Here is a 25,791-nt window from a genome sequence, read left to right as displayed (position 1 = left end):
TTTGCCTTTTTATGTGAGCTTTCAAGTATAATGAATAAGGTGATAGTACCTACATGATAATTCAGTGATAGGAAACGATAAAGAAAAAAATAATACAGAATAAAATGAGGTTAATATATGAATAAAAAAAGCTTTACCAATTATGCATTAAGTAAAGAAATTGTAAGAGCACTTACTGGTTTAGGCTACGAAAATCCAACAGAAGTGCAAGGAGAGGTTATTCCAGTTGCATTGAAAAAGAAGGATCTTGTTGTAAAATCGCAAACTGGAAGTGGGAAAACAGCTTCATTCGGTATTCCACTTTGTGAAATGGTGGAATGGGAAGAGAATAAGCCACAAGCATTAGTTTTGACGCCGACGAGAGAACTTGCTGTTCAAGTGAAAGAAGATATTACGAATATAGGCCGCTTCAAAAGAATTAAGGCTGCGGCCGTTTATGGTAAGTCTCCATTTGCACGTCAAAAATTAGAGTTAAAACAAAAGACACATATCGTAGTGGGGACTCCTGGGCGTGTGTTAGATCATATTGAAAAAGGTACCCTTTCTTTAGAATGTCTGAAGTATTTAGTCATTGATGAAGCAGATGAAATGCTAAATATGGGCTTTATTGATCAAGTAGAGGCAATTATTGATGAATTACCTACAAAGCGAATGACAATGCTATTTTCGGCAACACTTCCAGAAGATGTTGAAAAGTTATCCCGTACGTATATGGATTCGCCAACGCATATTGAAATTAAGGCTGCCGGGATTACCACAGACAAAATTGAACATACACTTTTTGAGACGAGAGAAGAGGAGAAGCTTTCACTTCTTAAAGATGTAACAACAATTGAGAATCCAGATAGTTGTATTATTTTTTGCCGTACACAAGAAAATGTAGATCACGTATTTAGACAGTTAAACCGTGTTAACTATCCTTGTGACAAAATACATGGTGGTATGGTGCAAGAAGATCGTTTTGAAGTTATGGACGATTTTAGAAAAGGAAAGTTCCGTTATTTAGTAGCGACAGACGTAGCTGCTAGAGGAATTGATATTGATAATATTACACATGTTATTAACTATGATATTCCGTTAGAAAAAGAAAGTTATGTACATCGTACGGGAAGAACGGGACGAGCTGGCAATAAAGGAAAAGCTATTACATTCATAACTCCGTATGAAAATAGATTTTTAGAAGAAATTGAGGCGTACATCGGCTTTGAAATTCCAAAGGCATATGCACCTTCAAAAGAAGAGGTTATGAAAGGGAAGGCAGTATTTGAGGAAAAAATACATGCTAAACCAATTATAAAGAAAGATAAAAGTGCAGACTTAAACAAAGGGATTATGAAGCTGTACTTTAATGGTGGGAAGAAAAAGAAAATTAGAGCGGTAGATTTTGTCGGCACAATTGCTAAAATTAAAGGTGTTACAGCAGAAGATATAGGAATTATTACGATACAGGACAATGTTTCTTACGTTGAAATATTAAATGGAAAAGGACCAATTGTTTTAAAGACCATGAAAACTACAACGATTAAAGGGAAACAATTAAAAGTCCATGAAGCAATTAAGTAAATAAAAAAACTATCCACTGTAACAGGTGGATAGTTTTTTATTTACGATTCTTTTAAATCGTCCACTAACTTCTCTGCCAATCGTCTGTACATATTACTCATCGACACAAATGATGTTAGTAATAAAAATTTCTCTAGATTCGGATCTTCTAAGGAAGAAATTTCACTTACTTCTGAAACACGGTTATTTACGTCTTGTGTAAAGCTTTCGACGTTGTTTTCGGTAAGAGAAAGATAATCTTTATATAGTGTATTTAATTCGAATGAATCATCGTTTAATAAGGATTCATTTATATTTTCTAAGGAGCTTTTTATGTCATTAATGGAAAGGGCTCCTTTTAATTGATAAATTAAGCTGATTAAAATCATATGCTCTTTTGAGTATTTTTTATTTTTGATTGGAATAAACAGTTTCCCTTTTGCGTAATTGTTAATCATTGTTTTTGTTAATACTTTTTCATTATCGGTTCTTGTTGTATCCGCATAAGTATTTTCAAATAATTGGACAACCTGGTCTACATACAAGTCGACATTTGGAATATCCTCAAGCGTAATATTTTTTTCTAAATGTAATGTTTCAAGCAGTTTATTTATATTTTCCACGTAGAACCCCTCACTTTTATAACTTAGTGGAGCATAATGTTTAGTTTATCTCTAAATATGGTATTACGAAACAAATGAATTGTAAATGTTGACCTCTAATAATAATGCGTATATAATTACATGTAGTTATTAAAACTACATGTAATTATATGAGGGGTGTATATATGAATGCTTATGTAAGAGAACCAGTTAATGCTTTTACCCATTTGGGAGGAGCTGTATTATCATTTATTGCATTATTAGCTATGCTTGTAAAAGTTTCTATTAAGATGCCATCTTTTGCGGCAATTACAGCTGTTATTTTGTTTGGTATCGGAATGATGGTTCTGTATACAGCATCAGCTGTATATCATAGTGTTGTAGCCAGTGAACGTGTTATTTATTTCTTTCGGAAGCTTGATCACTCTATGATTTTTATATTGATTGCAGGTACATATGCACCATTTTGTTTAATTACATTACATTCCGCAAACGGTTTATTATTATTTTGTTTAGTTTATGCAACTGCCATTTGTGGTATTGTTTTTAAAATGTTTTGGTTTAGTTGCCCGAGATGGTTATCAACAGCAATTTATATTACAATGGGCTGGTTAATTGTTCTGTTCTTTGCACCGTTAGCTGCTAACTTAAGTGCAGGGGGTATCGTACTTCTAGTGCTTGGAGGCATTCTGTATACAATCGGTGGATTTATTTATGGAACAAAGCCAAAATGGTTAGAGTTTAAACATATGGGGCATCATGAAATTTTTCACGTGTTCGTGTTATTGGGAAGCCTTGCCCACTTTTTAAGTGTATATTGCTACGTAATTTAACAAGCTGAAATTTCCGAGTAATTTTTATTTTTTCTTGATTAATAAATAAAGATATAGACACATATGTATGTTAAAGAGTTGCATAACGTAAAGGTTATGCGGCTCTTTTTTATATAAATAATAATTAAAAATAAATTTTTAAAATTATCAGTCTTTTTATGGTAGGATAGATGTGTATTGAGGTTATAAAATTTTATAATTAATAATAAGTGGGGGACTCTATATATGGCGATACTTATAACGGGTGGAGCAGGATATATTGGTAGTCATACGTGTATAGAATTATTAAATAATAATTATAAAATTATAGTCGTAGATAATCTTTCAAATAGTTCAATCGAGTCTTTAAACCGAGTAAAAGAGATAACAGGAAAACAATTTGAATTTTATAAAGAAAGTGTTTTAAATCGTGAAAAAATGAATGAGATTTTTTTGGAAAATAGCATTGAAGCGGTTATACATTTTGCTGGATTTAAAGCAGTGGGGGAATCGACTACAATTCCTCTAACATATTATTATAATAATATAATAAGTACGATCGTACTATGTGATGTGATGCAGAAACATCATGTTAAAAAGTTTATTTTTAGTTCATCTGCAACTGTATATGGAATTCCAAAAACGTCACCAATTACAGAAGAATTTCCACTAAGTGTGACAAATCCATATGGGCAAACAAAATTAATGATTGAGCAAATTATGCGTGATGTGGCAAAAGCTGATGATGAATGGAGTATTGCGTTACTTCGTTATTTCAATCCCTTCGGAGCACATAAAAGTGGCCGTATTGGAGAAGATCCAAATGGGATTCCGAATAATTTAATGCCATATGTAACGCAGGTGGCGGTAGGTAAATTAAAGGAACTAAATATATTCGGAAACGATTATCCAACAAAAGACGGGACAGGTGTCCGTGATTATATTCACGTTGTTGACCTTGCAAAAGGACATGTAAAGGCACTTGAGAAAGTACTTAAGACGAAAGGAATAGAGGCATATAATCTTGGCACAGGTAAAGGGTATAGTGTGTTAGAGATGATAAAGGCTTTTGAGGAGGTTTCAGGTAAAAAAATACCTTATAAAGTGATAGGGCGTCGTCCTGGTGATGTAGCAGTATGTTTTGCTGATGTATCTAAAGCGAAACGAGAATTAGGATGGGAAGCAGAATATGGGTTAGAAGAGATGTGTGTAGATTCTTGGAGATGGCAGGTAAATAATAAAAATGGCTATCAAATGATTTAAGGTAGTTAGTAAAGCATTCTCTTATTAATTTGTAGGATATTTTATGTATATAATAAATTGTATTCTTTATTATGCTGCTTGGGGTCAGTAATATGTTCAATTTAGGAAAGAGAATGTAATAAAATATTACTGACCATAGCATTTGAATAGCAACCGGTTCTATTGAAAAGTATTCCAATACTTGTATCATTGTTAAAGTGCGTTTATAATCAAATAATCTTATTAGCTTTTTGCTTGAATTACGTATTATTGAAAGCGTTTTTATTGCGTGATATATTTTGATTGACATCATTACTGTATGAAATGTATAAAAAGGGTTTTTCTATTGTTTTTTAAGGTAGGAAGTCTGACTTATTTTCGAAAAAACTTCGTATGTAGTTGTAAGTAAGAAGGAGAATAAGGAATAATATAATTTTTACAAGACGGGGAGGGTACAGTGTGAAAATGTAAGGTTTTCACATGAGGATATATGGGGTACGTAGGATTATTACTTTCGGGTGCAGCTTTATTTTTAAATAGTCTTGTTATATTAGGGAAAGCAGAGATGAAAAGTGCGGGTGTTTTTAATTTATTTGTGGGTGCACTACAAATTATTATTCCGTTCTATTTGATCATGACTTCTGACCAAAGCAATTGGACAGTGTATTCATATGCAGCTACTTTCTTATTTGGATTAACCTATTTATATGTAGGTGTTACTTTTATAAAAGGAATGGATAGTAGCGGTTTAGGTTGGTTTTGTATGTGGGTAGCAATTATTGCTTTATTCTATATGGTTGTTTCATTTGTTCAATTTCACGATGTTGTTAATGCATTAACGTGGTTTATGTGGGCATTACTTTGGTATTTATTCTTTGTATTAAATACACAAAAGAAGAATATCAATCAATATCTTGGAAGAATTGCCTTCGTACAATCATGGGTAACATTGACGTTGCCTTCACTCTTTTATTTTATGGGAGTATGGGGAGAGGGATTCGTATATGAACTATGGGTTTATGTATCCGTAATTTCTATTTTATACTTCTGTTATTGTATTTATAAATATCGAGTACGTTAATATATTTTCTGTAGAAAAGCATGGAATCGTTAAACGAATTCCATGCTTTTTATATATGAGCAGTTATAATAGAGAGGTATTATTTTACATTTTATCAAAATGAGGATGATGAAGTTGAAAAAAGTATTGGTGCTAGGGGGAACAAGATTTTTTGGTAAACATTTAGTAGAAGCACTTTTGCAAGATGGACACGATGTAACGATTGCGACGAGAGGGATTACAGAAGATTCTTTTGGAAGTGCAGTAAAAAGGCTGATTGTAGATAGAGAAGATGAAAAACAACTAGCAGAGCGTTTAGAAGATAAAAGTTATGATATCGTATACGATAATTTATGCTATAGCTCGAATGCAGCAAAGATAGTATGTGAAGTGTTACGAGGAAAAACGAAGAAATACGTTATGACATCTTCAATGGCTGTTTACGAGCCAGCACTAGGCTTATTAGAAGAGAACTTTAATCCGTACGAGTATGCCATTACGTATGGTGGTAGGAAGGATTTTACTTATGGTGAAGGCAAGCGATTAGCCGAAGCGGTTTCATTTCAACAAGCGACATTCCCAGTTGTTGCAGTGCGTTTTCCAGTTGTTATTGGAGAAAACGATTATACGAAAAGGTTACAATTTTACGTTGAATATATTGTGAAGCAAGAGCCTGTTGCCGTGAATCATTTAGATGGAGAGTTGTCATTTATACATGAAAAAGAAGCAGGAGAATTTTTAGCTTGGTGCGGGATGAAGGACATAGAAGGGCCAATTAATGCTTGTAGCAACGGGGTAGTTTCTACTGGCGAAGTTATTCATTTTATAGAAGAAAGTACGGGAATAAAAGCGCTCGTTCAAGAAGTAGGAGATAATGTAGCGCCTTATAATGAAGTGATTAATTGCACATTACATAATGGAAAAGCTAGTGAATTAGGATTCCCGTTCCGAGAGGTGAAAATAGACATAGAGCAAGTATTACGTTATTACATACATGCAATGGAATAATCATAAATCCCCCGGTGGCAATCCGGGGGATTCTGGAGGATTTCGACAATACTAATTTTACATTACCAAACTTACCTTATACGCACGACTAATGTTTTTGTGATTGAATTGCTTGTAAATACTTTTCATTTACTTGGTCCCAGTTCACTGTATGCCACCAATTGGTAACAAATTCTGGACGCCGATTTTGATACTTTAAATAATAGGCGTGTTCCCATACATCGATGACGAGTAATGGAATTTTACCTTCTTGCAAAGGTGTATCTTGATTGGGTGTACTCATAACGGAAAGTTCTCTACCATCAAGGACAAGCCACCCATAGCCACTTCCAAAACGGCTAATTGCTGCTTTGGATAGTTGATCTTTTAAGTTGTCAAAGGTATTGAAATAATAATCAATTACTTTTGCAACGTCTCCATTAGGCTCACCGCCACCTCGCGGGCTCATTACTTCCCAAAAAAGGCTATGACAATAGTGACCACCACCGTTATTTCTTACAGCTGTAACAATTTCCTTTGGTAAAACGTCTAAATTACATAGTAACTCTTCTAAAGACTTATTATGTAATTCCGTATAGTTTTCTAAAGCGGTATTCAAGTTATTTACGTATGTCGCATGGTGCTTTCCATGATGAATGGAAAGCGTGTTGCTATCGATATATGGCTCTAGTTCATCATAGTCATATGAAAGCTTTGGCAATTGAAATGAAGACATGATATTCCCTCCTTTCTCTTTAAAAGTTGGTCAAGGTAAAAATAATTTACCTGAGTCAAAAATACACCTATTTTTTATACAAGTCAATAGTAATGTCTTTAATTTTCTGAAAAATATTACAATAAAAGTAACACTTCGACTTTCATTTGTGACTCTTATTCTTTTTGCTTATACTGTAAAGTAGAACGTTTTGTTGAAATAGAAGGAGATCGTTTATGAGTAAAACGAAACAATTAATAGAGGAAGCGAGTCAGTTTATTACGATTTGCTATAAAGAGCTTAATAAAGAGCAATTCATAGAAGAGCGTGTGAAAGAAATTCAAGTTGAGATAGAGAAGACGGGGACGTATGAGCATACATTTGAAGAACTTGTTCATGGATCGCGAATGGCATGGCGCAATAGTAATCGATGTATCGGAAGACTATTTTGGAGTAAGATGCACATATTAGATGCACGTGAAGTAAATGATGAGGAAGGTGTATATAATGCATTAATTCATCATATTAAATATGCAACGAACGATGGGAAAGTTAAACCGACAATTACAATTTTTAAGCAATATCAAGGTGAAGAAAATAATATACGAATTTATAATCACCAATTGATTCGGTATGCAGGATATAAAACAGAAATGGGAGTGATTGGTGACTCTCATTCCACTGCGTTTACGGATTTTTGTCAGGAACTTGGCTGGCAAGGAGAAGGTACGAATTTCGATGTATTGCCACTTGTGTTTTCTGTCGATGGAAAAGAACCCGTATATAAAGAAATTCCTAAAAAAGAAGTGAAAGAGGTACCGATTGAACATCCAGAGTACCCAATCTCATCTTTAGGAGCAAAATGGTATGGGGTTCCAATGATTTCAGATATGCGCTTAGAAATTGGCGGTATTTCCTATACAGCCGCTCCGTTCAATGGATGGTATATGGGGACGGAGATTGGGGCTCGTAACTTAGCGGATTATGATCGCTATAATTTACTTCCGGCTGTTGCGGAGATGATGAATCTAAATACATCGAGGAACGGTACGCTATGGAAAGACAAGGCGCTAATTGAATTAAACGTGGCTGTTTTACATTCTTTTAAAAAACAAGGGGTTAGTATTGTGGATCACCATACAGCTGCACAACAATTTCAACAATTTGAGAAGCAAGAAGCAGCGTGTGGGCGGGTTGTAACAGGCAATTGGGTGTGGCTCATTCCACCGTTATCTCCAGCTACTACTCATATTTATCATAAACCGTATCCGAATGAAGTTTTGAAGCCAAATTTCTTTCATAAATAATATTTAGTATAGTTTTTTTGTGCAAATTATAATTTTTTTTAATTACTGTTACGTAGCAAATGGAAGCCTTTACTCTCGGTTATTTTTGGAAGGAGCTTTTTGAACCAAGGAGTTCCTTATGTTATAATCAAATTTCTGTTTCGAAGACCTTATAGAAATATAAGGTCTTTTGTTTTGCTTTTTTATGTAATAGGAATAGAAAATTTCTTTTAAATAAGGGATTTAGCATATTTTTAGGGACAACATAAGTGTGTAGAAAATCGATGAATTATTATGCTTATATAATCATTATGTTTTGGGTGTAAACAATAAAACATAATAAAGTTGTTTTTTTAGATTGCTGAGGAAGGAGGAAGTGTAAATGAGGATGAAGAGTCGAAAAACGGATTGGCCTGTATTTCTTATTAGTGGTGGCTCACTTTTATTATTTGTAATTGCAGTTATTTTAAATAAAAGTTACGTAGAGGGAGCCATTAATAGCAGTTTTGCAGTTTCAATTAAATATTTTGGTGCCTTTTGGCAGGTTTTATTAATTGGTACATTTGTTGTTGCCATGTGTATGGCGTTTTCAAAATATGGGAGAGTTAAACTTGGGGGGCTAGAAAAACCTGAGATTAGTACGACGAAATGGCTCGCTATTATTATGTCTACATTACTTGCCGGAGGTGGCGTTTTTTGGGCAGCTGCAGAGCCGATGTACCATTTGATGACGGTGCCACCAATACATGAGGGTATAACTGCTGGAACGAAAGAAGCAGTAATGCCTGCTTTAGCACAAAGTTATATGCATTGGGGTTTCCTCGCTTGGACGATTTTAGGAACAATTAGTGCGGTAGTTATGATGTACGGACATTATCATAAAGGTATGCCGTTAAAACCTCGAACGCTTTTATATCCTATTTTTGGAGAGAAATTGCGAAAGAGTTGGCTTGGAACAACGATCGATGTGTTTGCAATTATTGCAGTAGCAGCAGGGACAATTGGTCCAATTGGATTTTTAGGACTACAAGCAAGTTATGGATTACAAGCATTGTTTGACATTCCTGATGTGTTTACTACTCAATTAGCCATTATTGTTTGTGTAGTAGCTGTTTCTACTATATCTGCGGTAACAGGAATTGATAAAGGGATTCAAATTATAAGTGATTTAAATGTTAGGTTAGCAGTTTTATTAATGGTATTCGTATTACTGTTTGGACCAGGTGGATTTATTATCGATTCATTTGTTTCTTCGTTTGGATTTTATATAAATGAATTTATTCCAATGAGCACATATCGTGGGGATTCAGGTTGGTTAGGATCATGGACAATCTTTTTCTGGGGATGGTTTATTGGATATGGACCGATGATGGCAATTTTAGTGAGCCGTATTTCAAGAGGAAGAACAATCCGAGAAATCATCGTTGCAATTGGAATTATTGCACCTATTATTACAACGTTTTGGTTTACTATACTAGGGGGATCAGGTGTGTTTTATGAGTTAATGAGTCCTGGTTCTATCTCGACCGCATTAAGTGAATCTGGTATGCCGGCGGCTATGATTGCAATTACAGAGCAACTGCCACTATCTAATATTATTGGACCTGCATTTCTTTTATTAACAATTTTATTTGTAGTGACAACAGGAGATTCTATGGCGTATTCGATTTCAATGGCAGTGACTGGAGATGGAGATCCTAGAATTAGTTTGCGAGTGTTTTGGTCGCTTATTATGGGCGCAGTTGCAGCGATTCTTTTATACATGGGTGAGGGAAGTATTAACGCCTTACAATCATTCATCGTAGTAACTGCTGTCCCAGTATCTATTCTGTTATTCCCAATGCTATGGCTAGCGCCTAAAGTTGCAGGGGAATTAGCGTTAAAACAAGGTATTGTAAAAGAAGAAGAGAAAACTTCCTTCTTGTTCCAAAAAGCTAGTAAATCAAAATAAAGAATTGTATTTATATAAAAAGAGGAAGCATTTCATTTGAGATGCTTCCTCTTTACTATTTATTTAACTACTTTTCTCGAAGGGGATAGTACTCTGTACAATTTCAATCTATTCTAATACTTTATCTTTCGTCTCTGGGACACATAATAGCATTGTAACTAAACCGATTGGGTAGATAATGAAGATGAGAGATAGTGCTCCCATTAAGTTACCACCTGTAGCGAGTAATCCGATAATAACAGGTCCAAATCCAGCTAACCCACGTCCTGTACCGAAAATAAAGTTCTCTGCTGTCGATCGAGCTTCAGCAGGATAGTTTTCAGCTAAAACTGCTCCGAATCCTCCCATCATGCCATTTGCAAAGAATCCCAGCAATGCACTTCCCCATAACAATAATGTTGAGTCTGTGAATAAGAAGAAGTAAATGAGACAGTATATAGTACCACCGACATAATAGATTGTAAAAGTTTTACGGCGGCCAATTTTATCGGCTAGAATACCAAACGTTGCAATTCCAATTAGCATGCCGATCGTAGAGATGAACATCCAACCGCTCGCTTTTGCTAATGTGTAGTTATATTTATTCGCTAAAATAGTTGGCATCCATGTAAAAATTCCATAATATCCAAAGTTCTGGATAAATGACATAATAATAAGACCAATGGTTGTTATCGTTACTTTTTTATTGGCAAATAACTTTCGAAGTGGGAACTTTTTTATTTGCTTTAGTTGTTCTGCCTCAGTAGTTGTTAAATTACCTTCAGCTTCTTGTTGTAACAACTCTTTTTTGTATCGTTGTTTTTGTTCCCATATTTTCGGTTCACTTAAACTTTTGCGTACATAGACAGCTAGTAGAGCGGGAATGAGCCCAAATAAGAAAACAGCTCTCCATCCGAAATGCGGGACGATAAATGCTGGAAGGAGTGAAGCGACTAGTACGCCAAATTGCCATCCCAGTGCAACAACGGATGTCGCCTTAGCGCGCATTTCTTTAGACCATGTTTCAGTTACGATGGCCATCCCAATCCCGAATTCACCACCAACTCCCATTCCAACTAAAAAGCGAAGAATTAATAATTGCCAATAATCTGTTGCGAAATAAATAAGTGCTGTTGCTAGTGAGAATAGTAAGATTGTGAAGGCCATCGTACGGATACGCCCAAATAAATCAGCAATAAATCCAAATAAATAAGACCCAATTAGCATTCCTATTGTGGTAGCTAATGTTAAGTTTCCACCTTCAACAGGGCTTAAATGAAATTCTTTTAAAATGTAGACGAGTACGAAAGATAAGAGCAACATATCTAAACCTTCTGCTGCATATCCTAGCGCAGAACCAAACAATGTTTTATATCTTTTCTCCTTCGTTTCCTCTGTTGTTGATTGTACATCAGTAGTGACGTTCATCATTACTCCTCCTTATTTTTTCTACAGTCGCTATGGAAGAATAACAAAAGGCCTTCTCACCTGATATGATGAGAAGGCCAAAAAAGCATACGTATCCCTAAAAAAGACCATACGTATAGTATATTCCGACTTCCTTCTCAACCTCACGGGGTTGGGTTAAAGGACTGTATTATATTACTTTATTTTTAGCACTCTTCTATTAGATTGTCAAATAAAGAGGGGATAGTTATGTGTAAAATATTTCAAAAGATATTGCATTCTCCTTGACGCCCACTTCATTATTTTCCCATAATAAAACTAACTCATATAAAAAGGAATGAATCACAGATGCTAAATTTAGTACTTATGATGATTGAACGTGTTGGACTTATTGTTATTTTAGGATTTTTACTTTCTCATATTAAAACGTTCAGGCGCCTTCTTCATAGACAAGATGGATATGTAGATAAGCTTAAGCTTATTTGTATTTTTTCAGTGTTTACAATTGTAAGCAATTACACAGGAATTGAAATTGCCGGGAATACAATTATGAAAGAAAATTGGCTACAAGGTGTTTCGTCATCTAGTACAATTGCGAATACACGTATTATGGGTGTTGGAATTAGTGGACTGCTTGGTGGTCCTATCGTCGGAATTGGAGTGGGATCGATTGCTGGTATTCACCGTTATATGCTTGGCGGGACGACAGCGCTAAGTTGTGCAATTTCATCAATTTTAGCAGGTGTTATAACGGGGTATATTGGATACATTTTTAAAAAATATAATCGTGCAATTACGCCTAAATTTTCAGCGATTTTAAGTGTGTTTATCGTTTCTTTAGAGATGATTATGATCTTATTAATCGTAGAGGATGGGATTAGTATCGTGAAAACAATTGCGATACCAATGATACTTGTAAATAGTTTCGGGAGTTTTATTTTACTTTCTATGATACAAGCTATTTTGCGCCAGGAAGAAAATGCGAAAGCTTTACAAACGCATAAAGTATTACGAATTGCTGACAAAACATTACCATATTTTCGCCGCGGATTAACAGAGGATTCTTGTAAACATGTGGCACAAATTATTCACCGCTTTACGGGAACAGATGCGGTATCCTTAACAGATACAGAGAAAATATTAGCTCACGTTGGATTAGCATCAGATCACCATATTCCTTCACATAGTTTAATAACTGGTTTATCGAAAGAAGTGTTGAACACAGGAAAAATAATGAAAGCGAAATCGCGTGAGGTTATTAATTGTCAACATGAAGGCTGCCCTTTGCAGGCGGCAATCGTTATTCCACTAACTTCACATGGAAATACAATTGGGACATTAAAATTATATTTTAAAAATTCTAGCCAGTTAAGTCGTGTGGAAGAGGAATTAGCAGAAGGGTTAGCAAAAATATTCTCTACACAACTTGAGTTAGGTGAAGCAGAGTTACAAAGTAAGTTATTGCAAGATGCTGAAATAAAAGCGTTACAAGCACAAATCAATCCGCATTTTTTATTTAATGCAATTAATACTGTATCGGCTTTATGCCGAACAGATGTAGAAAAAGCGAGAAAATTATTATTGCAGCTTAGCGTGTATTTTCGTTGTAATTTGCAAGGGGCACGCCAATTGCTTATTCCATTAGAACAAGAGTTAAATCATGTACATGCATATTTATCGTTAGAACAAGCGCGGTTTCCGAATAAGTATGAAGTGAAGATGTACATTGAGGAAGAGTTAAAGACGACCTTAGTTCCACCATTTGTACTGCAGCTATTAGTTGAAAATGCATTGCGCCATGCTTTTCCGAAAAAGCAGCCGGTGTGCGAAGTTGAAGTACATGTGTTTGAAAAAGAGGGGATGGTGCATTTTGAAGTCCAAGATAATGGACAAGGAATTGAGAGTGAACGTCTAGGACAATTAGGAAAAATGGTAGTTCCATCAAAGAAAGGGACTGGAACAGCTTTATATAATATTAATGAACGACTTATCGGGTTATTTGGGAAAGAGACAATGCTTCAAATTGAAAGTGAATTAGAGCAAGGGACAAAGTTCCTCTTTGTAATTCCGAAAAAAGTAGGGGAGGAAAAACGGAGTGTTAAAAGTATTAGTAGTTGATGATGAAATGTTAGCGCGTGATGAATTGAAATATTTATTAGAGCAAACGAAAGAAGTAGAGATAATTGGTGAGGCGGATTGTGTAGAGGATGCATTAGAGGAATTAATGAAAAACAAACCAGATATTGTTTTCCTAGACATTCAGCTATCTGATGATAACGGATTTGAAATTGCAAATATATTAAAGAAGATGAAAAATCCCCCTGCAATTGTGTTTGCTACTGCCTATGATCAATATGCATTGCAAGCATTTGAAGTAGATGCGTTAGACTACATTTTAAAGCCATTTGATGAAGAACGTATCGTACAGACATTAAAGAAATATAAAAAGCAAAAACAAATAAAATTAGAAACAAAACAAGAAGTAAAGAGTGTAGACGTAACGACCGAGATGCATAAATTAGCATTACCAATTGAAGAATCGATTGTACTCGTGAATATTGAAGATATTATATATGTAGGACTTGTGGACGGAAAAGTGACAGTAAAAACAATGAGAGAAACGTATGTAACACATGATACGCTTGTAATTTTGGAAAAGAAGTTGCCACAAGCAAGTTTTATGCGTGTCCATCGTAGTTTTATTGCAAATATTAATCATATTACAGAAATACAACCATGGTTCAATTCTACATATAATTTAATTATGAAAGAAGGATCAAAAGTACCTGTTAGCCGTACATATGCAAAAGAACTCAAAAAGCTACTTCGTATTTAAGAAGTAGCTTTTTGTATTTCGTCTGCCTATTTTTGTAACTAATTTTGTATATTTGACGTCCCACTATGTAAACGCTTACAGTTTTGTTTTTATCTTATACAATAAAGGTACCAAATCGAAAGAGGTGGCCAAAATGAGTACGAAAAAAGTATATAGTTTCTTATCACAAGCATTCATATTTTCAGCTATTATGTTAGTTTCTAATATTATTGCAACGCATTTACCAATTCCGATGCCTTCATCGGTGATCGGATTAGTTATTTTATTTAGCCTATTATGTTTAAAAGTTATTAAATTGGAACAAGTTGAATCACTCGGAACGGCTTTAACAGGTATTATCGGATTCCTTTTCGTTCCATCAGGTATTTCGGTTATTAATTCTCTCGGTGTAATGGGACAATATTTTGTACAAATTTTAACTGTAATTGTTGTCGCAACAATTATTTTACTCGCTGTAACAGGATTATTTGCACAATTTATTTTAGGAAAAGACGATAAAGAAATAGAAGATACGAAAGAATTGAAAGTAGTAAATAAAGGACGCAAGCACGGAAAAGTTGCGTAACCAATTTAGTATATATTGTTAGGAGGGAATGAACATGGCAAGCACAATGACTCCATATTTCGGAATCGTCGTTTCATTAATCGCATACGGAATCGGAACATTATTATTTAAGCATTCAAAAGGATTCTTCTTATTCACACCATTATTCGTAGCGATGGTATTAGGGATTGTCTTTCTAAAAGTAGGTAACTTTACTTTTGAAGAATATAATACTGGCGGAAAAATGATTAGCTTCTTCTTAGAACCAGCAACAATCGCGTTTGCAATTCCATTATATAAACAAGTGGATAAGTTGAAAAAATATTGGTGGCAAATTTTATCGGCTATCGTGGTTGGATCTATTTGCTCAGTAATTGTCGTGTTCATTGTTGCAAAAGCAATTGGTCTAGATACAGCAGTAATGAATTCAATGTTACCACAAGCAGCAACAACAGCAATTGCATTACCGATCTCTGAAAGTATTGGTGGTATACCAGCAATTACATCGTTTGCAGTTATTTTTAACGCGGTTATTGTATACGCATTAGGAGCATTATTCTTAAAAACATTTAGAGTAAAACATCCAATTGCAAAAGGTTTAGCACTTGGAACAGCAGGTCACGCATTAGGAGTGGCAGTAGGAATTGAAATGGGTGAAGTAGAGGCAGCTATGGCAAGTATTGCTGTAACAGTAGTAGGGGTTGTAACTGTAGTTGTCATACCGATGTTTATGCCATTCATTGGCTAATAAAACTTACTTAAAAAAATGAGAAAAGCAAGCTATTTGTAGGACAGATTTCTACTGATAGCTTGCTTTTTATGTTACAGTAGTGGTAAGACCTATTTTAAAAAAATGTAAGTTTCCTTAAATCTTCATTAATACTGTGTAGAATACATTTTGAATTAGGTCATTGTATTGTAAAATAAGAAGTAAGCTACTATAGGATCTGCTAAGAGAGATCTATAATAAGTTTATAAAAATCTTTATATGAATAAATAATTAAAGGTAGAGAAGAGAGAAAAAATCTACTTATTAACGTTTTACTTTATAGGACAGGAGAGAGTACTCGTCGATTATGCAAATAAAAAACCTGTTTCAAAGCAAAGGATTTCAGAGGTTTCTCGTATTAGTAATACTTGCTCTCGTGTTATACGGGCTGCAAAGTATGTTGAATTTAATTTTAATTACGTTTATTCTCACGTATTTAATGGATCGATTCCAAAAGTTTATTTCCCGCAAATTAGATCACTTCATGCCCATTAATCGAAAGCTCATTATAGCATTTCTATATGTAATGTTAATCGGTGGAATTGTTATTACATTATTCAAATATTTACCAGTATTAACGATACAAATTTCACAATTGATTTATCAATTTAACGTGTTTTTAAGAAACCCACCAGATAGTGAATTAATTAAGTATGCAGTTAACGCTGTCAATCATATGGAACTTTCGAAATATGTAGGACAAGGCGTTGACATTTTATATAAATCGATTACGAATGTTGGGAAATTTGGCCTTCAAGTATTACTTTCTTTAATTTTAAGTTTATTTTTCTTATTGGAGAAAGCTCGTATCGTTGCTTTTACTGCAAAATTTAAAGAAAGCCGACTTGCAATTTTCTATACTGAAATTGAGTACTTCGGTAAGAAATTTGCACGTTCATTCGGAAAAGTAATTGAAGCACAATTTTTAATTGCAGTTGTTAACTGTGTTTTATCCGTTATTGCACTATGGATATTAGGATTCCCGCAATTATTAGGTTTAGCGTTAATGATCTTCTTACTTGGTTTAATTCCAGTAGCTGGGGTTATCATTTCGTTATTCCCGCTTTGTATGATTGCTTACAATATTGGCGGTATTATGTACGTTGTTTATATTTTAATTATCGTAACAGTAATTCATGCACTTGAAAGTTACGTGTTAAATCCGAAGTTCATGTCGCAAAAAACAAACTTACCGATTTTCTATACATTTATGGTATTAATCTTCTCAGAACACTTCTTAGGTGTATGGGGATTAATTATCGGTATTCCAATCTTCATTTTCTTATTAGATGTCTTAGATGTGACAAGTGATGAAATGGAGAATGAAGCCAGAAAAAATAAGGTGAAGTAAAGAAAAAGCATCGATGTTCGATGCTTTTTCTTTTATAACATGATGTTTTTTATGCCATACTGTAAGCAGAAGATAGAATAGGGGTGAAATAATGGCTGTAAATGAAAAGGTAGAGTTAGCTACATTTGCTGGAGGGTGTTTCTGGTGTATGGTTTCGCCATTTGAAGAGATGGAAGGAATTATAAAGGTTGTTTCTGGTTATACAGGTGGTCATAAAGAGAGTCCAACATATAAAGAAGTATGTTCAGAAACGACTGGACATTATGAGGCAGTACAAATTACATTTGATGCAAATAAAATGCCGTATGAGGAGTTATTAAATATATATTGGAGACAAATTGATCCGACTGATATAGGTGGGCAATTCCACGACCGCGGACAGTCTTACGAAACAGTGATTTTTTATCATAATGAAGAACAACATAAAAAAGCAAATGCTTCAAAAGAAGAGCTTGCAAAGAGTGGACGCTTTTCAAAACCAATTGCGACAAAAGTATTACCAGCAGCTACGTTTTATCCAGCTGAAGACTATCACCAAGGATATCATAAGAAAAATACATTCCGCTATGAGTTATACCGTAAAGGGTCAGGGCGGGATGCGTTTATTAAACAACATTGGCAAAAAGATAATGCTCATTTAAAAGAAAAACTAAATGAGATGCAATTTTATGTAACACAGGAAAATGGAACTGAGCCACCCTTTCAAAATGAATATTGGAATCATAAAGAAGAAGGACTTTATGTAGATATCGTCTCAGGTGAACCGTTATTTACTTCTTTAGATAAATTTGATAGCGGGTGTGGATGGCCTAGCTTTACGAAGCCAGTTATGTCAGCAAGTGTGAAAGAAAAAATGGATGTCAGTCATAATATGACGCGTACGGAAGTGAGAAGCAAAGAGGGAGATTCACATCTAGGTCATGTATTCCCGGATGGCCCAGGACCAAATGGTCTTCGTTACTGTATTAATTCCGCAGCCCTTCGATTTATCCGAAAAGAGGAATTAGAGAAAGAAGGATATGGTGATTTTCTAGTCGTATTTGGGAATAAAAAATAACCTCGCAATTAGCGAGGTTATTTTTTTATTTTGCTTTTTTCTTTTTGAACTTGCTTAATACTTCATAAACGATTGGGACAATAAGAAGTGTTAATAACGTTGAACTTGTTAATCCACCAATTACTGTTACACCAAGTCCTTTAGAAATTAAGCCGCTACCTTCAAATCCTAATGCAAGCGGGATAAGAGCCCCAATTGTTGCAATTGCAGTCATTAAAATTGGACGAAGGCGTGTTGCACCAGCTTCTAATAAAGCTTCACGTGTTGATAGACCTTCATTTTCTTTATGAATAACGCGGTCGATAAGCACGATTGCGTTTGTTACAACGATACCGATTAACATAAGCGCACCGATCATTGCAGAGACACTTAACGTTTCACCAGAGATTAATAAGGCAACAAGAGCTCCGATAATTGTAAATGGTAGCGAGAATAAAATTGCGAATGGTGCAAGAGCACCACCAAATGTAACGACAAGAACGAAGTATACAATCGCAATCGCAGCTAACATCGCTAAGCCAAGTTGCTTGAATGATTCTTCAATATCTTTTGTAACGCCGCCCATAGAAACATCTACGCCGGAAGGAAGATCCATTTTATCTACTTCTTTTTGAACCGCGGCAGATGCTTTTGAAACGTCATCAGATGTTAGTTTTGCACTTACTTCTGCATAAACACGGCCATCACGGTGTTTCACTGTATTCGAAGTTTCCCCTTCTTTTACAGTCATAACATCTTTCACAGCCACTTCATTACCAAGTGGCGTTGTAATTTTACGATTTGTTAAGTCATCGATTGTTTCATAATTTTGCTTTTCAGCTTCTACATATACATTGACATCTTTACCGTCTTTTTTAATTGTTGTCACAACAGGGCGATCATGTTGATTAGAAAGTCCCATTCCGATTTGTGCAGCCGTTAGACCCATTTTGCTTAGTTTTTCCTGATCTGCGACTAAAGTGTATTCTGCATACGTTTTTGCAATACTAGAGTCTACATCTTTTAAGTCTTTATTTTTCTTCATGATATTTTGAATATCTTTTACGACAGGCTTAATTTCTTCAGAGCTATCTCCGTAAACGTATAGTTTAATTTCATTACTACCGCCACTCGCTCCGAAATCTTGGTTTTTCCATTCACCTTTTCCAGACATCTTCTGTAAATCTTTAACGACTTGTTCTTTTTCTTTTTCAAAGTTTTTCGTGTCGTTATCATATTGTACGAAGAACATTGCTTGATTTGATTGACCAGGGCTCATTGGGTTTTCTCCACCTAATGAGAATTGAATTGTTTTGACGTCTTTATTATCTTGGAAGTGCTTCTCAGCTTTCGTTGCAATTTTTTCAACGTCTTCTAACGTTTGCCCTGGTTCAGGATTGTACGTTGTAATGATCATTTTTTCTTCTTCAGCTGGTAAGAAACTTACACCGATAATTGGCACTAGTGCAAGACTACCAACTAATAGAAGGACAGCGATACTTGATGTAACAATTTTGTGATTTAAAGCCCATGCAAGTATGCGTTTATACCCATTTGCTAATTTACTTGGTTTTTCTTCATGATGTACTTCTTTTTCCCTCATGCTCTCTTTTTTAAATAAAGAGTGAGCTAACATCGGCACGATTGTAACTGCTACTAGTAACGATGCTAATAAAGCGAAGACGATAGTTAAGGCAAATGGTAAGAACATTTCACCAATCATACCTTTTACTAGTCCAAGCGGTAAGAATACAGCAATTGTTACAATGGTAGAAGACATAATTGGGATGAACATTTCCTTCGTAGCTTCACGAATTAAATCTTTTCCGCGCAGTTTCTCTTCTGATAACGACATTCGTCGGTAAATATTTTCAATAACAACAATAGAGTCATCAACAACGCGTCCAATAGCGACTGTCATTGCTCCAAGTGTCATAATGTTAAGCGTAATATCCATTTGTTTTATGACTAATACAGCAATTAATAAAGAAAGTGGTATGGAAACGACAGAGATTAATGTTGTTCGGATATTTCGTAGGAACAGCATAATAATAACAATCGCAAAGATAGCACCAAAAATGGCTTTGCTCAGCATTGTTTCTACTGATTTCTCAATCGGTGCACCTTGGTCGAATGTTGAAATAATCTCTAAGTCTTTATATTTTTTCTCAAGGTCTTTTACTTTATCTTTCACTGCATTTACAACATCAACAGTATTCGCGTCAGCAGCTTTCACAATTTGAATTCCAATTGCTTCTTTTCCATTTGTTCGAGAAATAGATTCTGCTTTTCCGACTTCTTTAATGTCAGCAATTTCGTCTAATGTAACTGTCGGAATCCCGTTCATAGCCGCTGGATTCATTTGCGGTGTTTGTGTACCAGCTCCAGCGTTTTGACTACCTTGACCGCTAGGTGATGAAGGTATAGCCGGGATCTTTAATTCTTTTAATGCTTTGATTGTCGTAATATTCCCATCTACAACAACCGATTTTTCTGTATCTTTAAATGTATATAAGCCAAGTGGTAAAGATACGTCCGATCCTTTAATTACATTTTTTACAGTATCTTCACTTAAACCTAATTCTTTCATCTTATCTTTCTTGAAGACAAGTTGTACTTCATCTACTTGTTGACCTGAAATTTGAACAGATGCAACACCATCAAGTCCTTTTAATCCTGGCACAACATTCTTCTCTACATTTTCAGTTAAGGTAGCTAAAGATTCATTTTTACTTGCTACGCTTAACGAAATAACTGGAAAGGCATTAAAGTTTACACGTGAAACTTTCGGGTCTTTTACACCTTCTGGAAATTTCACATTTGCGAGAGCTTCTTTAATTTCTGTTTCAGCCTTTTCCATATTTTTATCAAAATCATATTCTATCTGAATAGAAGATGCGTTTTGAAAAGATGATGAACTAACAACGTTTACACCACTTAAATTTTGCAGTTGCTCTTCCATCGGTTTTGAAACTTTGTCAGCTACTTCTTCTGGTGTAGCACCAGGATAAACCGTGGTTACTGTTACAACCGGTGTTGTAATATCAGGAATTGTTTCCAGCTTCATGTTCAGCCCAGAATAAATACCTGCAATGGTAACAATAATGGTTAGTAGCCAAACTGCGAACTTATTTTTTAACGAGAAATTAATGAATTTGTTCATGTTTGCGCTCCCTTTTGTATTGTATTGACCAACTGGTCAGTCTAATACATAATATAACTGACTGATTGGTCAGCCGTCAATGAAAAGGGGTGGTATAATAAATTCATAATAAGATGCGAGATTAAATTTAGGAGAGACATGATATGAAAGAAAAAGAGCGTTTAATTATAGAGATGGCTATGAAGTTATTTGCGACTAAGGGTGTAAATGCGACATCAGTACAGGAAATTGTGACCGCTTGTGGCATATCTAAGGGAGCTTTCTATTTATACTTTAAATCGAAAGAGGAACTTTTATTAGCAACACTTCGATATTACTATGACAAGATTCAAAATAAAATGATGGATATTGAAAAAGAATCGTTATTGCCGCGTGAAAAATTTGCAAAACAATTGCATTGCCAGTTTAATGATATACAAAAGCATAAAGAATTTATTATTATGCATGCGAGGGAAAATGCTATACCTTTTAATAAAGAAGTAGAAGAGTTTATGATGCGAATGAAATTGGAATCTCATGCATTTTATCGAAATAGTTTGTTGTCTATTTATGGTGACAAGGTTATGCCGTATTTATTAGATTTAGTAATTATGGTAGAAGGGATCTGCCGTGGATATTTAGAACTAATTATTTTACAAGCGCCAGAAATTGATTTGTCCTATGTATCGGCTTTTATTTTAAAAAGGGTGGATCATTTAGTAGATGGACTTATAGAATCTTCGGAAGAACCTGTTTTACATGAAGAAAGACTTGGAGAGTTTCTTTGTAAATCAGAGTTTATTAAAGAACAAGTTAAGGAGCATTTTTTAAAAGAAATCATTGTTTTTAAGCGTACATTAGCTGATCAATTAGAAGATGATGAATTACTTATTACGCTAGATGTTTTAGAGGCAGAAATGAGATTACCAAATCCAAGGATTCCAGTTATTCAAGGGATGCTGTCTAATTTAGAGGCATATCCAAATTTAAAGGAATTTCGTTTGCGACTTATGGGGTATTACAATATAAAAAGGTAACAATGATGGCTTTCATTGTTACCTTTTTTATTAATGAACGAATACTGCTTCCTTATATTGTTGTAAATCATGTAAGGGTGTTATTACGTGAATATTTCAAAGAGTTGATATGGCATTGTGCATGTTTGGTGTACCTTTATATTAGTCGATAAGATAATCTGTATTGTGTATACAAAATTCAATAATCTTTTTATTTTAAATCTTGTATTGAGTTTCTTTTTGTTATTAGGATATGACATATATACACTCCATAGCTTTGAATAATCGTAAAGCTAGGAATGATGAAATAACGATATCTTGTTTGATATTCGATTAAGAAATGAATAGCTACATAACCAATTATTAGTAGTAAAAATAATGTATAAGGAGTTTCATTTTGTTTAGTTATTATAAGATAAAGAAGTGACAATATACCAAATAGCAAGGTGGTAACATAAATATATCTTTCGTATTTTATAAGGTTGTCTTTTAATGTGATTATATCATTGTCTTTATGTTCTAATCCAAATAAACTCCACATCGGAGCTGAGTCGTAATCGGCCCACATAAGTATGAACTTGTCTTTAAATAAAGATAAAACTTTTTTCGGGTCAGCTATGCGTTCTTGAATAAGTTTTTTTTCAGCGACTGTCCGTTCCTCACCAATTTCAATGGATGTAATATATTCTGCATCTTCCTCAGAATAACCGCCTTTTGTGTCATGATTAAATCCTACTGTGAATTTCCATAGCGGATCACGATTAGAGAGCGGATATTGTGTAACACCGGTGGATATAAGTATGTAGCTAATAATATAATGTACAAGGTAAAAAATGATGAAAATACCAACAAGTTTTTTTATAGAATGGAAAACACTCTGTTTTGATTTTCCTAATATTACTTGTAAAAAAGTATAAATAGTTACGGCAATCAAAATTAAGGCACCAAGTGGACGGATGATATCTCCTAGAGATAGGAAGATTCCTATAAAAATCCACATATATTTATGGCTTAATCCCTTTGTAATTAATATATAAAAACCAAGGTAAAAGAAGAAGGTAGCAAGGTGTTGATTTGTTAATACAGAGCTCATTATAATGCTTGGGATATATAGCGAGTATATTATCCCTGCAATACGCCCAGACCATTCATTAAATACCTTCGAAGTAATCTTATAAATCAGTAATGTTGTTCCTGTGCAATATGCAACATTTAAAATCTTCAGCAGTGTAGGAGATTCTCCGAATAATTTTATAATAAAAGCTTGATACATTGTAAAACCAAGTTGATACACCCATGAAGTATAGTATGTATTTTGAGCAAAACTAAAGTCGCCTTTAGCGGCTTGGACTGCGCTATAGTACATCACTGCAAAGTCAGATTCGATGGGGGTTGGAATATTGAGAATCCAGATCAATCGAATCGAAAAAGTTAAAGTAATAAGTGAAATAGTAAATACTATTTTTGACATATATTTATTCGCAATGTAACCAATAAGTAAAAGGAGTAGACCTATAATAATGGGTGGGACTATAACAAGGAAACGAGAATCGGAAGTACTTCCAATTATGGATATGGAATACCATGTTATGGCTGCATAAATAAATAGGCATAGTAGTAATAAACACTTTACAAAAAATGCATTGGCTTTTAGAGAAAATATATTTTGCATTATATGTCTAAACTCCTTAATGAATTTTATAAGTTATTTCAATGAAAATGGCCCTATGCAAACTTAACTTAGTCTGCATAGGGCTTGTTTTAAGAAATTAAGAGTTTTGTTGAGACCATTCTTCTACGTCCCAAACCTTTGTTATCCAATCTTCATAAAAGTCTGGTTCGTGACATACAAGTAGAATCGTTCCTTTATATGCTTTCATAGCTTTTTTAAGCTCTTCTTTTGCTGTAACATCAAGGTGGTTTGTTGGCTCATCAAATAATAGCCAGTTACTTTCTTCTCCCATTAGTTTACATAAACGAACTTTTGCCTGTTCACCACCACTTAATTGACTTAAAGGGCGAGAGATATGTTCATTTTTTAAACCACATTTTGCTAACATTGCACGGATTTGATGTTGGTCCATGCTAGGAAATGTATTCCACACATCATCAATCGGTGTTATATTATCAGCTTTTACTTCTTGTTCGAAGTATGATGGCGTTAGGAAATCACCAAGGCTTGTTTTACCGCTTAATGGTTTAATCTTGCCTAAAATCGTTTTTAGTAATGTTGATTTACCAACACCATTGCATCCAACAATTGCAATTTTTTCACCGCGTTCAATTGTCATCGTTAATTTTGGTAATAATGGATGTGTATATCCGATTTCTACATCTTCACCTTCAAAGACGAAACGACTACTTGCACGACACTCTTTGAAAGAGAATTCTGGCTTAATTGCCGTTTCAGGACGATCAATACGCTCCATGCGATCAAGTTGTTTTTGACGACTCTTTGCACGACCCGTCGTTGAATAACGAGCTTTGTTCTTCGCAATAAAGTCTTCTTGCTTTTTAATAAATTCGCGTTGTTTTTCATAAGCATTTATATGCTGATTTTTATTGATTTCCGCTAGCTCTAGGAATTTTTCATATGTCGCTGTATAACGCGTCATTTTTGTGAATTCTAGATGGAAAATAATATCGACACATTTATTCATAAATTCCGTATCATGGGAAATTAATAGGAAGGCATGAGGATATTCTTTTAAATAATTTGTTAACCAATGAATATGTTCAACGTCTAGATAGTTGGTAGGTTCGTCTAATAGTAATACTTCTGGTTGTTCAAGTAGTAACTTTGCAAGTAATACTTTTGTACGTTGTCCACCACTTAATGCAGCAACATCACGATCTAAACCGATTGCATCAATTCCAAGACCACGAGCTGCTTCCTCGATTTTAATATCTAATAAATAGAAGCCACCTGCTTCAAGAGCATCTTGAATTTCTGCCATTTGCTCAAGAAGTTCCTCTAATTCTTCCGGTGTAGCAGTTCCCATTTTTTCTGTAACTTCATTTAAAGCTTTTTCCTTTTCAAATAAAGGTAAAAATGCATCTGCTAATACATCACGGATCGTGCGACCGGGTGTTAAAATTGTATGTTGGTCTAAGTAACCGTAATTTGTACCAGGTGTCCATTCTACACGACCTTCATCATGGATAAGCTGACCAGTAATTATATTCATAAATGTTGATTTACCAACACCGTTTGCTCCAACTAATCCAACATGCTCTCCTGCGAGTAAGCGCATGGATACATCTTTAAATAATGTACGATCACCAAATGTATGTCCTAGTTTTTCGACTGTTAATAAGCTCATAATATCCTCCGTCCAACTTGAAATAGTACCTTGAATCATGATACTAAATTCTTTCGTATAATGCTATCATTTCAAAATGTATATTTTTTCAAGAATTATGTTTCATTATTTTGAAAAAAATATATATAATGGTGATAAGTATGAGAGATTTATTGGAGAAGTACCGAAAACGTCGTAGCGTGAAGGGTTAG

20 protein-coding genes are annotated in these 25,791 nt (G+C 34.6%); 14 read left to right on the top strand and 6 right to left on the bottom strand.

Features of this window, described 5'->3' with window-relative positions; genetic code table 11:
- The first annotated feature begins 117 nt into the window (after positions 1-117).
- Positions 118-1,563: a DEAD/DEAH box helicase gene (locus tag DN392_RS27330; RefSeq protein WP_001036321.1), complete on the top strand. Its 1,446-nt coding sequence runs from the start codon at positions 118-120 to the stop codon at positions 1,561-1,563.
- Positions 1,564-1,604: 41 nt separating this feature from the next.
- Here the strand turns inward: DN392_RS27330 and DN392_RS27325 are convergent, their stop codons facing one another.
- Positions 1,605-2,165: a DUF1836 domain-containing protein gene (locus DN392_RS27325; protein WP_064449081.1), complete on the bottom strand. Its 561-nt coding sequence runs from the start codon at positions 2,163-2,165 to the stop codon at positions 1,605-1,607.
- A gap of 164 nt (positions 2,166-2,329) precedes the next feature.
- Here DN392_RS27325 and trhA point away from each other — a divergent pair, with 164 nt between their 5' ends.
- From trhA to DN392_RS27305, 4 genes are all read left to right on the top strand, one after another.
- On the top strand, positions 2,330-2,977 hold the full coding sequence (trhA, locus tag DN392_RS27320) for a PAQR family membrane homeostasis protein TrhA (RefSeq protein ID WP_000995376.1): 648 nt from the start codon (positions 2,330-2,332) through the stop codon (positions 2,975-2,977).
- Positions 2,978-3,202: 225 nt separating this feature from the next.
- Positions 3,203-4,219 (top strand): UDP-glucose 4-epimerase GalE, encoded by a 1,017-nt coding sequence (gene galE, locus DN392_RS27315; RefSeq protein WP_000996151.1) that lies wholly within the window; start codon positions 3,203-3,205, stop codon positions 4,217-4,219.
- A gap of 469 nt (positions 4,220-4,688) precedes the next feature.
- On the top strand, positions 4,689-5,279 hold the full coding sequence (locus DN392_RS27310; RefSeq protein WP_000542577.1) for an AmiS/UreI family transporter: 591 nt from the start codon (positions 4,689-4,691) through the stop codon (positions 5,277-5,279).
- A gap of 99 nt (positions 5,280-5,378) precedes the next feature.
- Entirely contained in the window at positions 5,379-6,266 is an 888-nt protein-coding gene (locus tag DN392_RS27305; protein ID WP_048566745.1) for an NAD-dependent epimerase/dehydratase family protein, read from the top strand.
- Positions 6,267-6,354: 88 nt separating this feature from the next.
- Here the strand turns inward: DN392_RS27305 and sodA are convergent, their stop codons facing one another.
- A complete protein-coding gene (gene sodA, locus DN392_RS27300) occupies positions 6,355-6,981 on the bottom strand; it encodes a superoxide dismutase [Mn] (protein ID WP_000094064.1) in 627 nt (208 codons plus the stop codon).
- Between the two features lie 215 nt (positions 6,982-7,196).
- On the opposite strand from sodA, the gene DN392_RS27290 reads away from it, so the two are divergent.
- Positions 7,197-8,267 carry a nitric oxide synthase oxygenase gene (locus tag DN392_RS27290; protein ID WP_064449082.1) on the top strand — a complete coding sequence of 357 codons (1,071 nt, stop codon included), beginning with the start codon at positions 7,197-7,199 and terminating at the stop codon, positions 8,265-8,267.
- Between the two features lie 361 nt (positions 8,268-8,628).
- Positions 8,629-10,197: a BCCT family transporter gene (locus tag DN392_RS27285; RefSeq protein WP_064449083.1), complete on the top strand. Its 1,569-nt coding sequence runs from the start codon at positions 8,629-8,631 to the stop codon at positions 10,195-10,197.
- 108 nt (positions 10,198-10,305) lie between these two features.
- Here the strand turns inward: DN392_RS27285 and DN392_RS27280 are convergent, their stop codons facing one another.
- Positions 10,306-11,604, bottom strand: a complete 1,299-nt coding sequence (locus DN392_RS27280) for an MFS transporter (RefSeq protein WP_088321554.1) — start codon at positions 11,602-11,604, stop codon at positions 10,306-10,308.
- A 327-nt stretch (positions 11,605-11,931) separates the two neighbouring features.
- Between DN392_RS27280 and lytS the strand changes: the two genes are divergently transcribed.
- From lytS to msrB, 6 genes are all read left to right on the top strand, one after another.
- The gene (gene lytS, locus DN392_RS27275; protein ID WP_000933595.1) at positions 11,932-13,701 is read left to right on the top strand and encodes a two-component system sensor histidine kinase LytS; all 1,770 of its coding nucleotides are present in this window, start codon (positions 11,932-11,934) and stop codon (positions 13,699-13,701) included.
- Positions 13,679-14,419 carry a LytR/AlgR family response regulator transcription factor gene (locus tag DN392_RS27270; protein WP_000921823.1) on the top strand — a complete coding sequence of 247 codons (741 nt, stop codon included), beginning with the start codon at positions 13,679-13,681 and terminating at the stop codon, positions 14,417-14,419. The genes lytS and DN392_RS27270 overlap by 23 nt, the downstream gene beginning before the upstream one ends.
- Before the next feature lie 133 nt (positions 14,420-14,552).
- Positions 14,553-14,984 carry an antiholin-like murein hydrolase modulator LrgA gene (gene lrgA / locus DN392_RS27265; RefSeq protein WP_000104908.1) on the top strand — a complete coding sequence of 144 codons (432 nt, stop codon included), beginning with the start codon at positions 14,553-14,555 and terminating at the stop codon, positions 14,982-14,984.
- A gap of 34 nt (positions 14,985-15,018) precedes the next feature.
- Positions 15,019-15,711 (top strand): antiholin-like protein LrgB, encoded by a 693-nt coding sequence (gene lrgB / locus DN392_RS27260; RefSeq protein WP_000168869.1) that lies wholly within the window; start codon positions 15,019-15,021, stop codon positions 15,709-15,711.
- A gap of 328 nt (positions 15,712-16,039) precedes the next feature.
- A complete protein-coding gene (locus DN392_RS27255; protein WP_001165999.1) occupies positions 16,040-17,083 on the top strand; it encodes an AI-2E family transporter in 1,044 nt (347 codons plus the stop codon).
- Between the two features lie 91 nt (positions 17,084-17,174).
- A complete protein-coding gene (gene msrB, locus DN392_RS27250) occupies positions 17,175-18,140 on the top strand; it encodes a peptide-methionine (R)-S-oxide reductase MsrB (protein WP_000290170.1) in 966 nt (321 codons plus the stop codon).
- A 25-nt stretch (positions 18,141-18,165) separates the two neighbouring features.
- Here the strand turns inward: msrB and DN392_RS27245 are convergent, their stop codons facing one another.
- Entirely contained in the window at positions 18,166-21,282 is a 3,117-nt protein-coding gene (locus DN392_RS27245; RefSeq protein WP_001031851.1) for an efflux RND transporter permease subunit, read from the bottom strand.
- Between the two features lie 143 nt (positions 21,283-21,425).
- On the opposite strand from DN392_RS27245, the gene DN392_RS27240 reads away from it, so the two are divergent.
- A complete protein-coding gene (locus DN392_RS27240) occupies positions 21,426-22,298 on the top strand; it encodes a TetR/AcrR family transcriptional regulator (RefSeq protein ID WP_000659617.1) in 873 nt (290 codons plus the stop codon).
- A 190-nt stretch (positions 22,299-22,488) separates the two neighbouring features.
- Here the strand turns inward: DN392_RS27240 and DN392_RS27235 are convergent, their stop codons facing one another.
- The gene (locus DN392_RS27235; RefSeq protein ID WP_064449084.1) at positions 22,489-23,949 is read right to left on the bottom strand and encodes an ArnT family glycosyltransferase; all 1,461 of its coding nucleotides are present in this window, start codon (positions 23,947-23,949) and stop codon (positions 22,489-22,491) included.
- 97 nt (positions 23,950-24,046) lie between these two features.
- A complete protein-coding gene (locus tag DN392_RS27230) occupies positions 24,047-25,639 on the bottom strand; it encodes an ABC-F family ATP-binding cassette domain-containing protein (RefSeq protein WP_074651465.1) in 1,593 nt (530 codons plus the stop codon).
- Positions 25,640-25,791: the final 152 nt, after the last annotated feature.

This window comes from Bacillus sp. BB51/4 (assembly GCF_008368845.1).
Lineage (GTDB): Bacteria > Bacillota > Bacilli > Bacillales > Bacillaceae_G > Bacillus_A > Bacillus_A wiedmannii.
Note: the sequence above shows the minus strand (reverse complement) of the source record. Positions and strands in the feature narration are given on the sequence as shown.

Excerpts from the sequence above, each read along its gene's own strand:
- DN392_RS27245 (WP_001031851.1), bottom strand. The coding sequence starts at position 21,282 with ATGAACAAATTCATTAATTTCTCGTTAAAAAATAAGTTCGCAGTTTGG.
- DN392_RS27330 (WP_001036321.1), top strand. The coding sequence starts at position 118 with ATGAATAAAAAAAGCTTTACCAATTATGCATTAAGTAAAGAAATTGTA.
- lytS (WP_000933595.1), top strand. The coding sequence starts at position 11,932 with ATGCTAAATTTAGTACTTATGATGATTGAACGTGTTGGACTTATTGTT.
- lrgA (WP_000104908.1), top strand. The coding sequence starts at position 14,553 with ATGAGTACGAAAAAAGTATATAGTTTCTTATCACAAGCATTCATATTT.
- DN392_RS27255 (WP_001165999.1), top strand. The coding sequence starts at position 16,040 with ATGCAAATAAAAAACCTGTTTCAAAGCAAAGGATTTCAGAGGTTTCTC.
- DN392_RS27235 (WP_064449084.1), bottom strand. The coding sequence starts at position 23,949 with ATGCAAAATATATTTTCTCTAAAAGCCAATGCATTTTTTGTAAAGTGT.
- DN392_RS27290 (WP_064449082.1), top strand. The coding sequence starts at position 7,197 with ATGAGTAAAACGAAACAATTAATAGAGGAAGCGAGTCAGTTTATTACG.
- DN392_RS27310 (WP_000542577.1), top strand. The coding sequence starts at position 4,689 with ATGGGGTACGTAGGATTATTACTTTCGGGTGCAGCTTTATTTTTAAAT.
- msrB (WP_000290170.1), top strand. The coding sequence starts at position 17,175 with ATGGCTGTAAATGAAAAGGTAGAGTTAGCTACATTTGCTGGAGGGTGT.
- galE (WP_000996151.1), top strand. The coding sequence starts at position 3,203 with ATGGCGATACTTATAACGGGTGGAGCAGGATATATTGGTAGTCATACG.
- trhA (WP_000995376.1), top strand. The coding sequence starts at position 2,330 with ATGAATGCTTATGTAAGAGAACCAGTTAATGCTTTTACCCATTTGGGA.
- DN392_RS27280 (WP_088321554.1), bottom strand. The coding sequence starts at position 11,604 with ATGAACGTCACTACTGATGTACAATCAACAACAGAGGAAACGAAGGAG.
- lrgB (WP_000168869.1), top strand. The coding sequence starts at position 15,019 with ATGGCAAGCACAATGACTCCATATTTCGGAATCGTCGTTTCATTAATC.
- DN392_RS27240 (WP_000659617.1), top strand. The coding sequence starts at position 21,426 with ATGAAAGAAAAAGAGCGTTTAATTATAGAGATGGCTATGAAGTTATTT.
- sodA (WP_000094064.1), bottom strand. The coding sequence starts at position 6,981 with ATGTCTTCATTTCAATTGCCAAAGCTTTCATATGACTATGATGAACTA.
- DN392_RS27230 (WP_074651465.1), bottom strand. The coding sequence starts at position 25,639 with ATGATTCAAGGTACTATTTCAAGTTGGACGGAGGATATTATGAGCTTA.
- DN392_RS27285 (WP_064449083.1), top strand. The coding sequence starts at position 8,629 with ATGAGGATGAAGAGTCGAAAAACGGATTGGCCTGTATTTCTTATTAGT.
- DN392_RS27305 (WP_048566745.1), top strand. The coding sequence starts at position 5,379 with ATGAGGATGATGAAGTTGAAAAAAGTATTGGTGCTAGGGGGAACAAGA.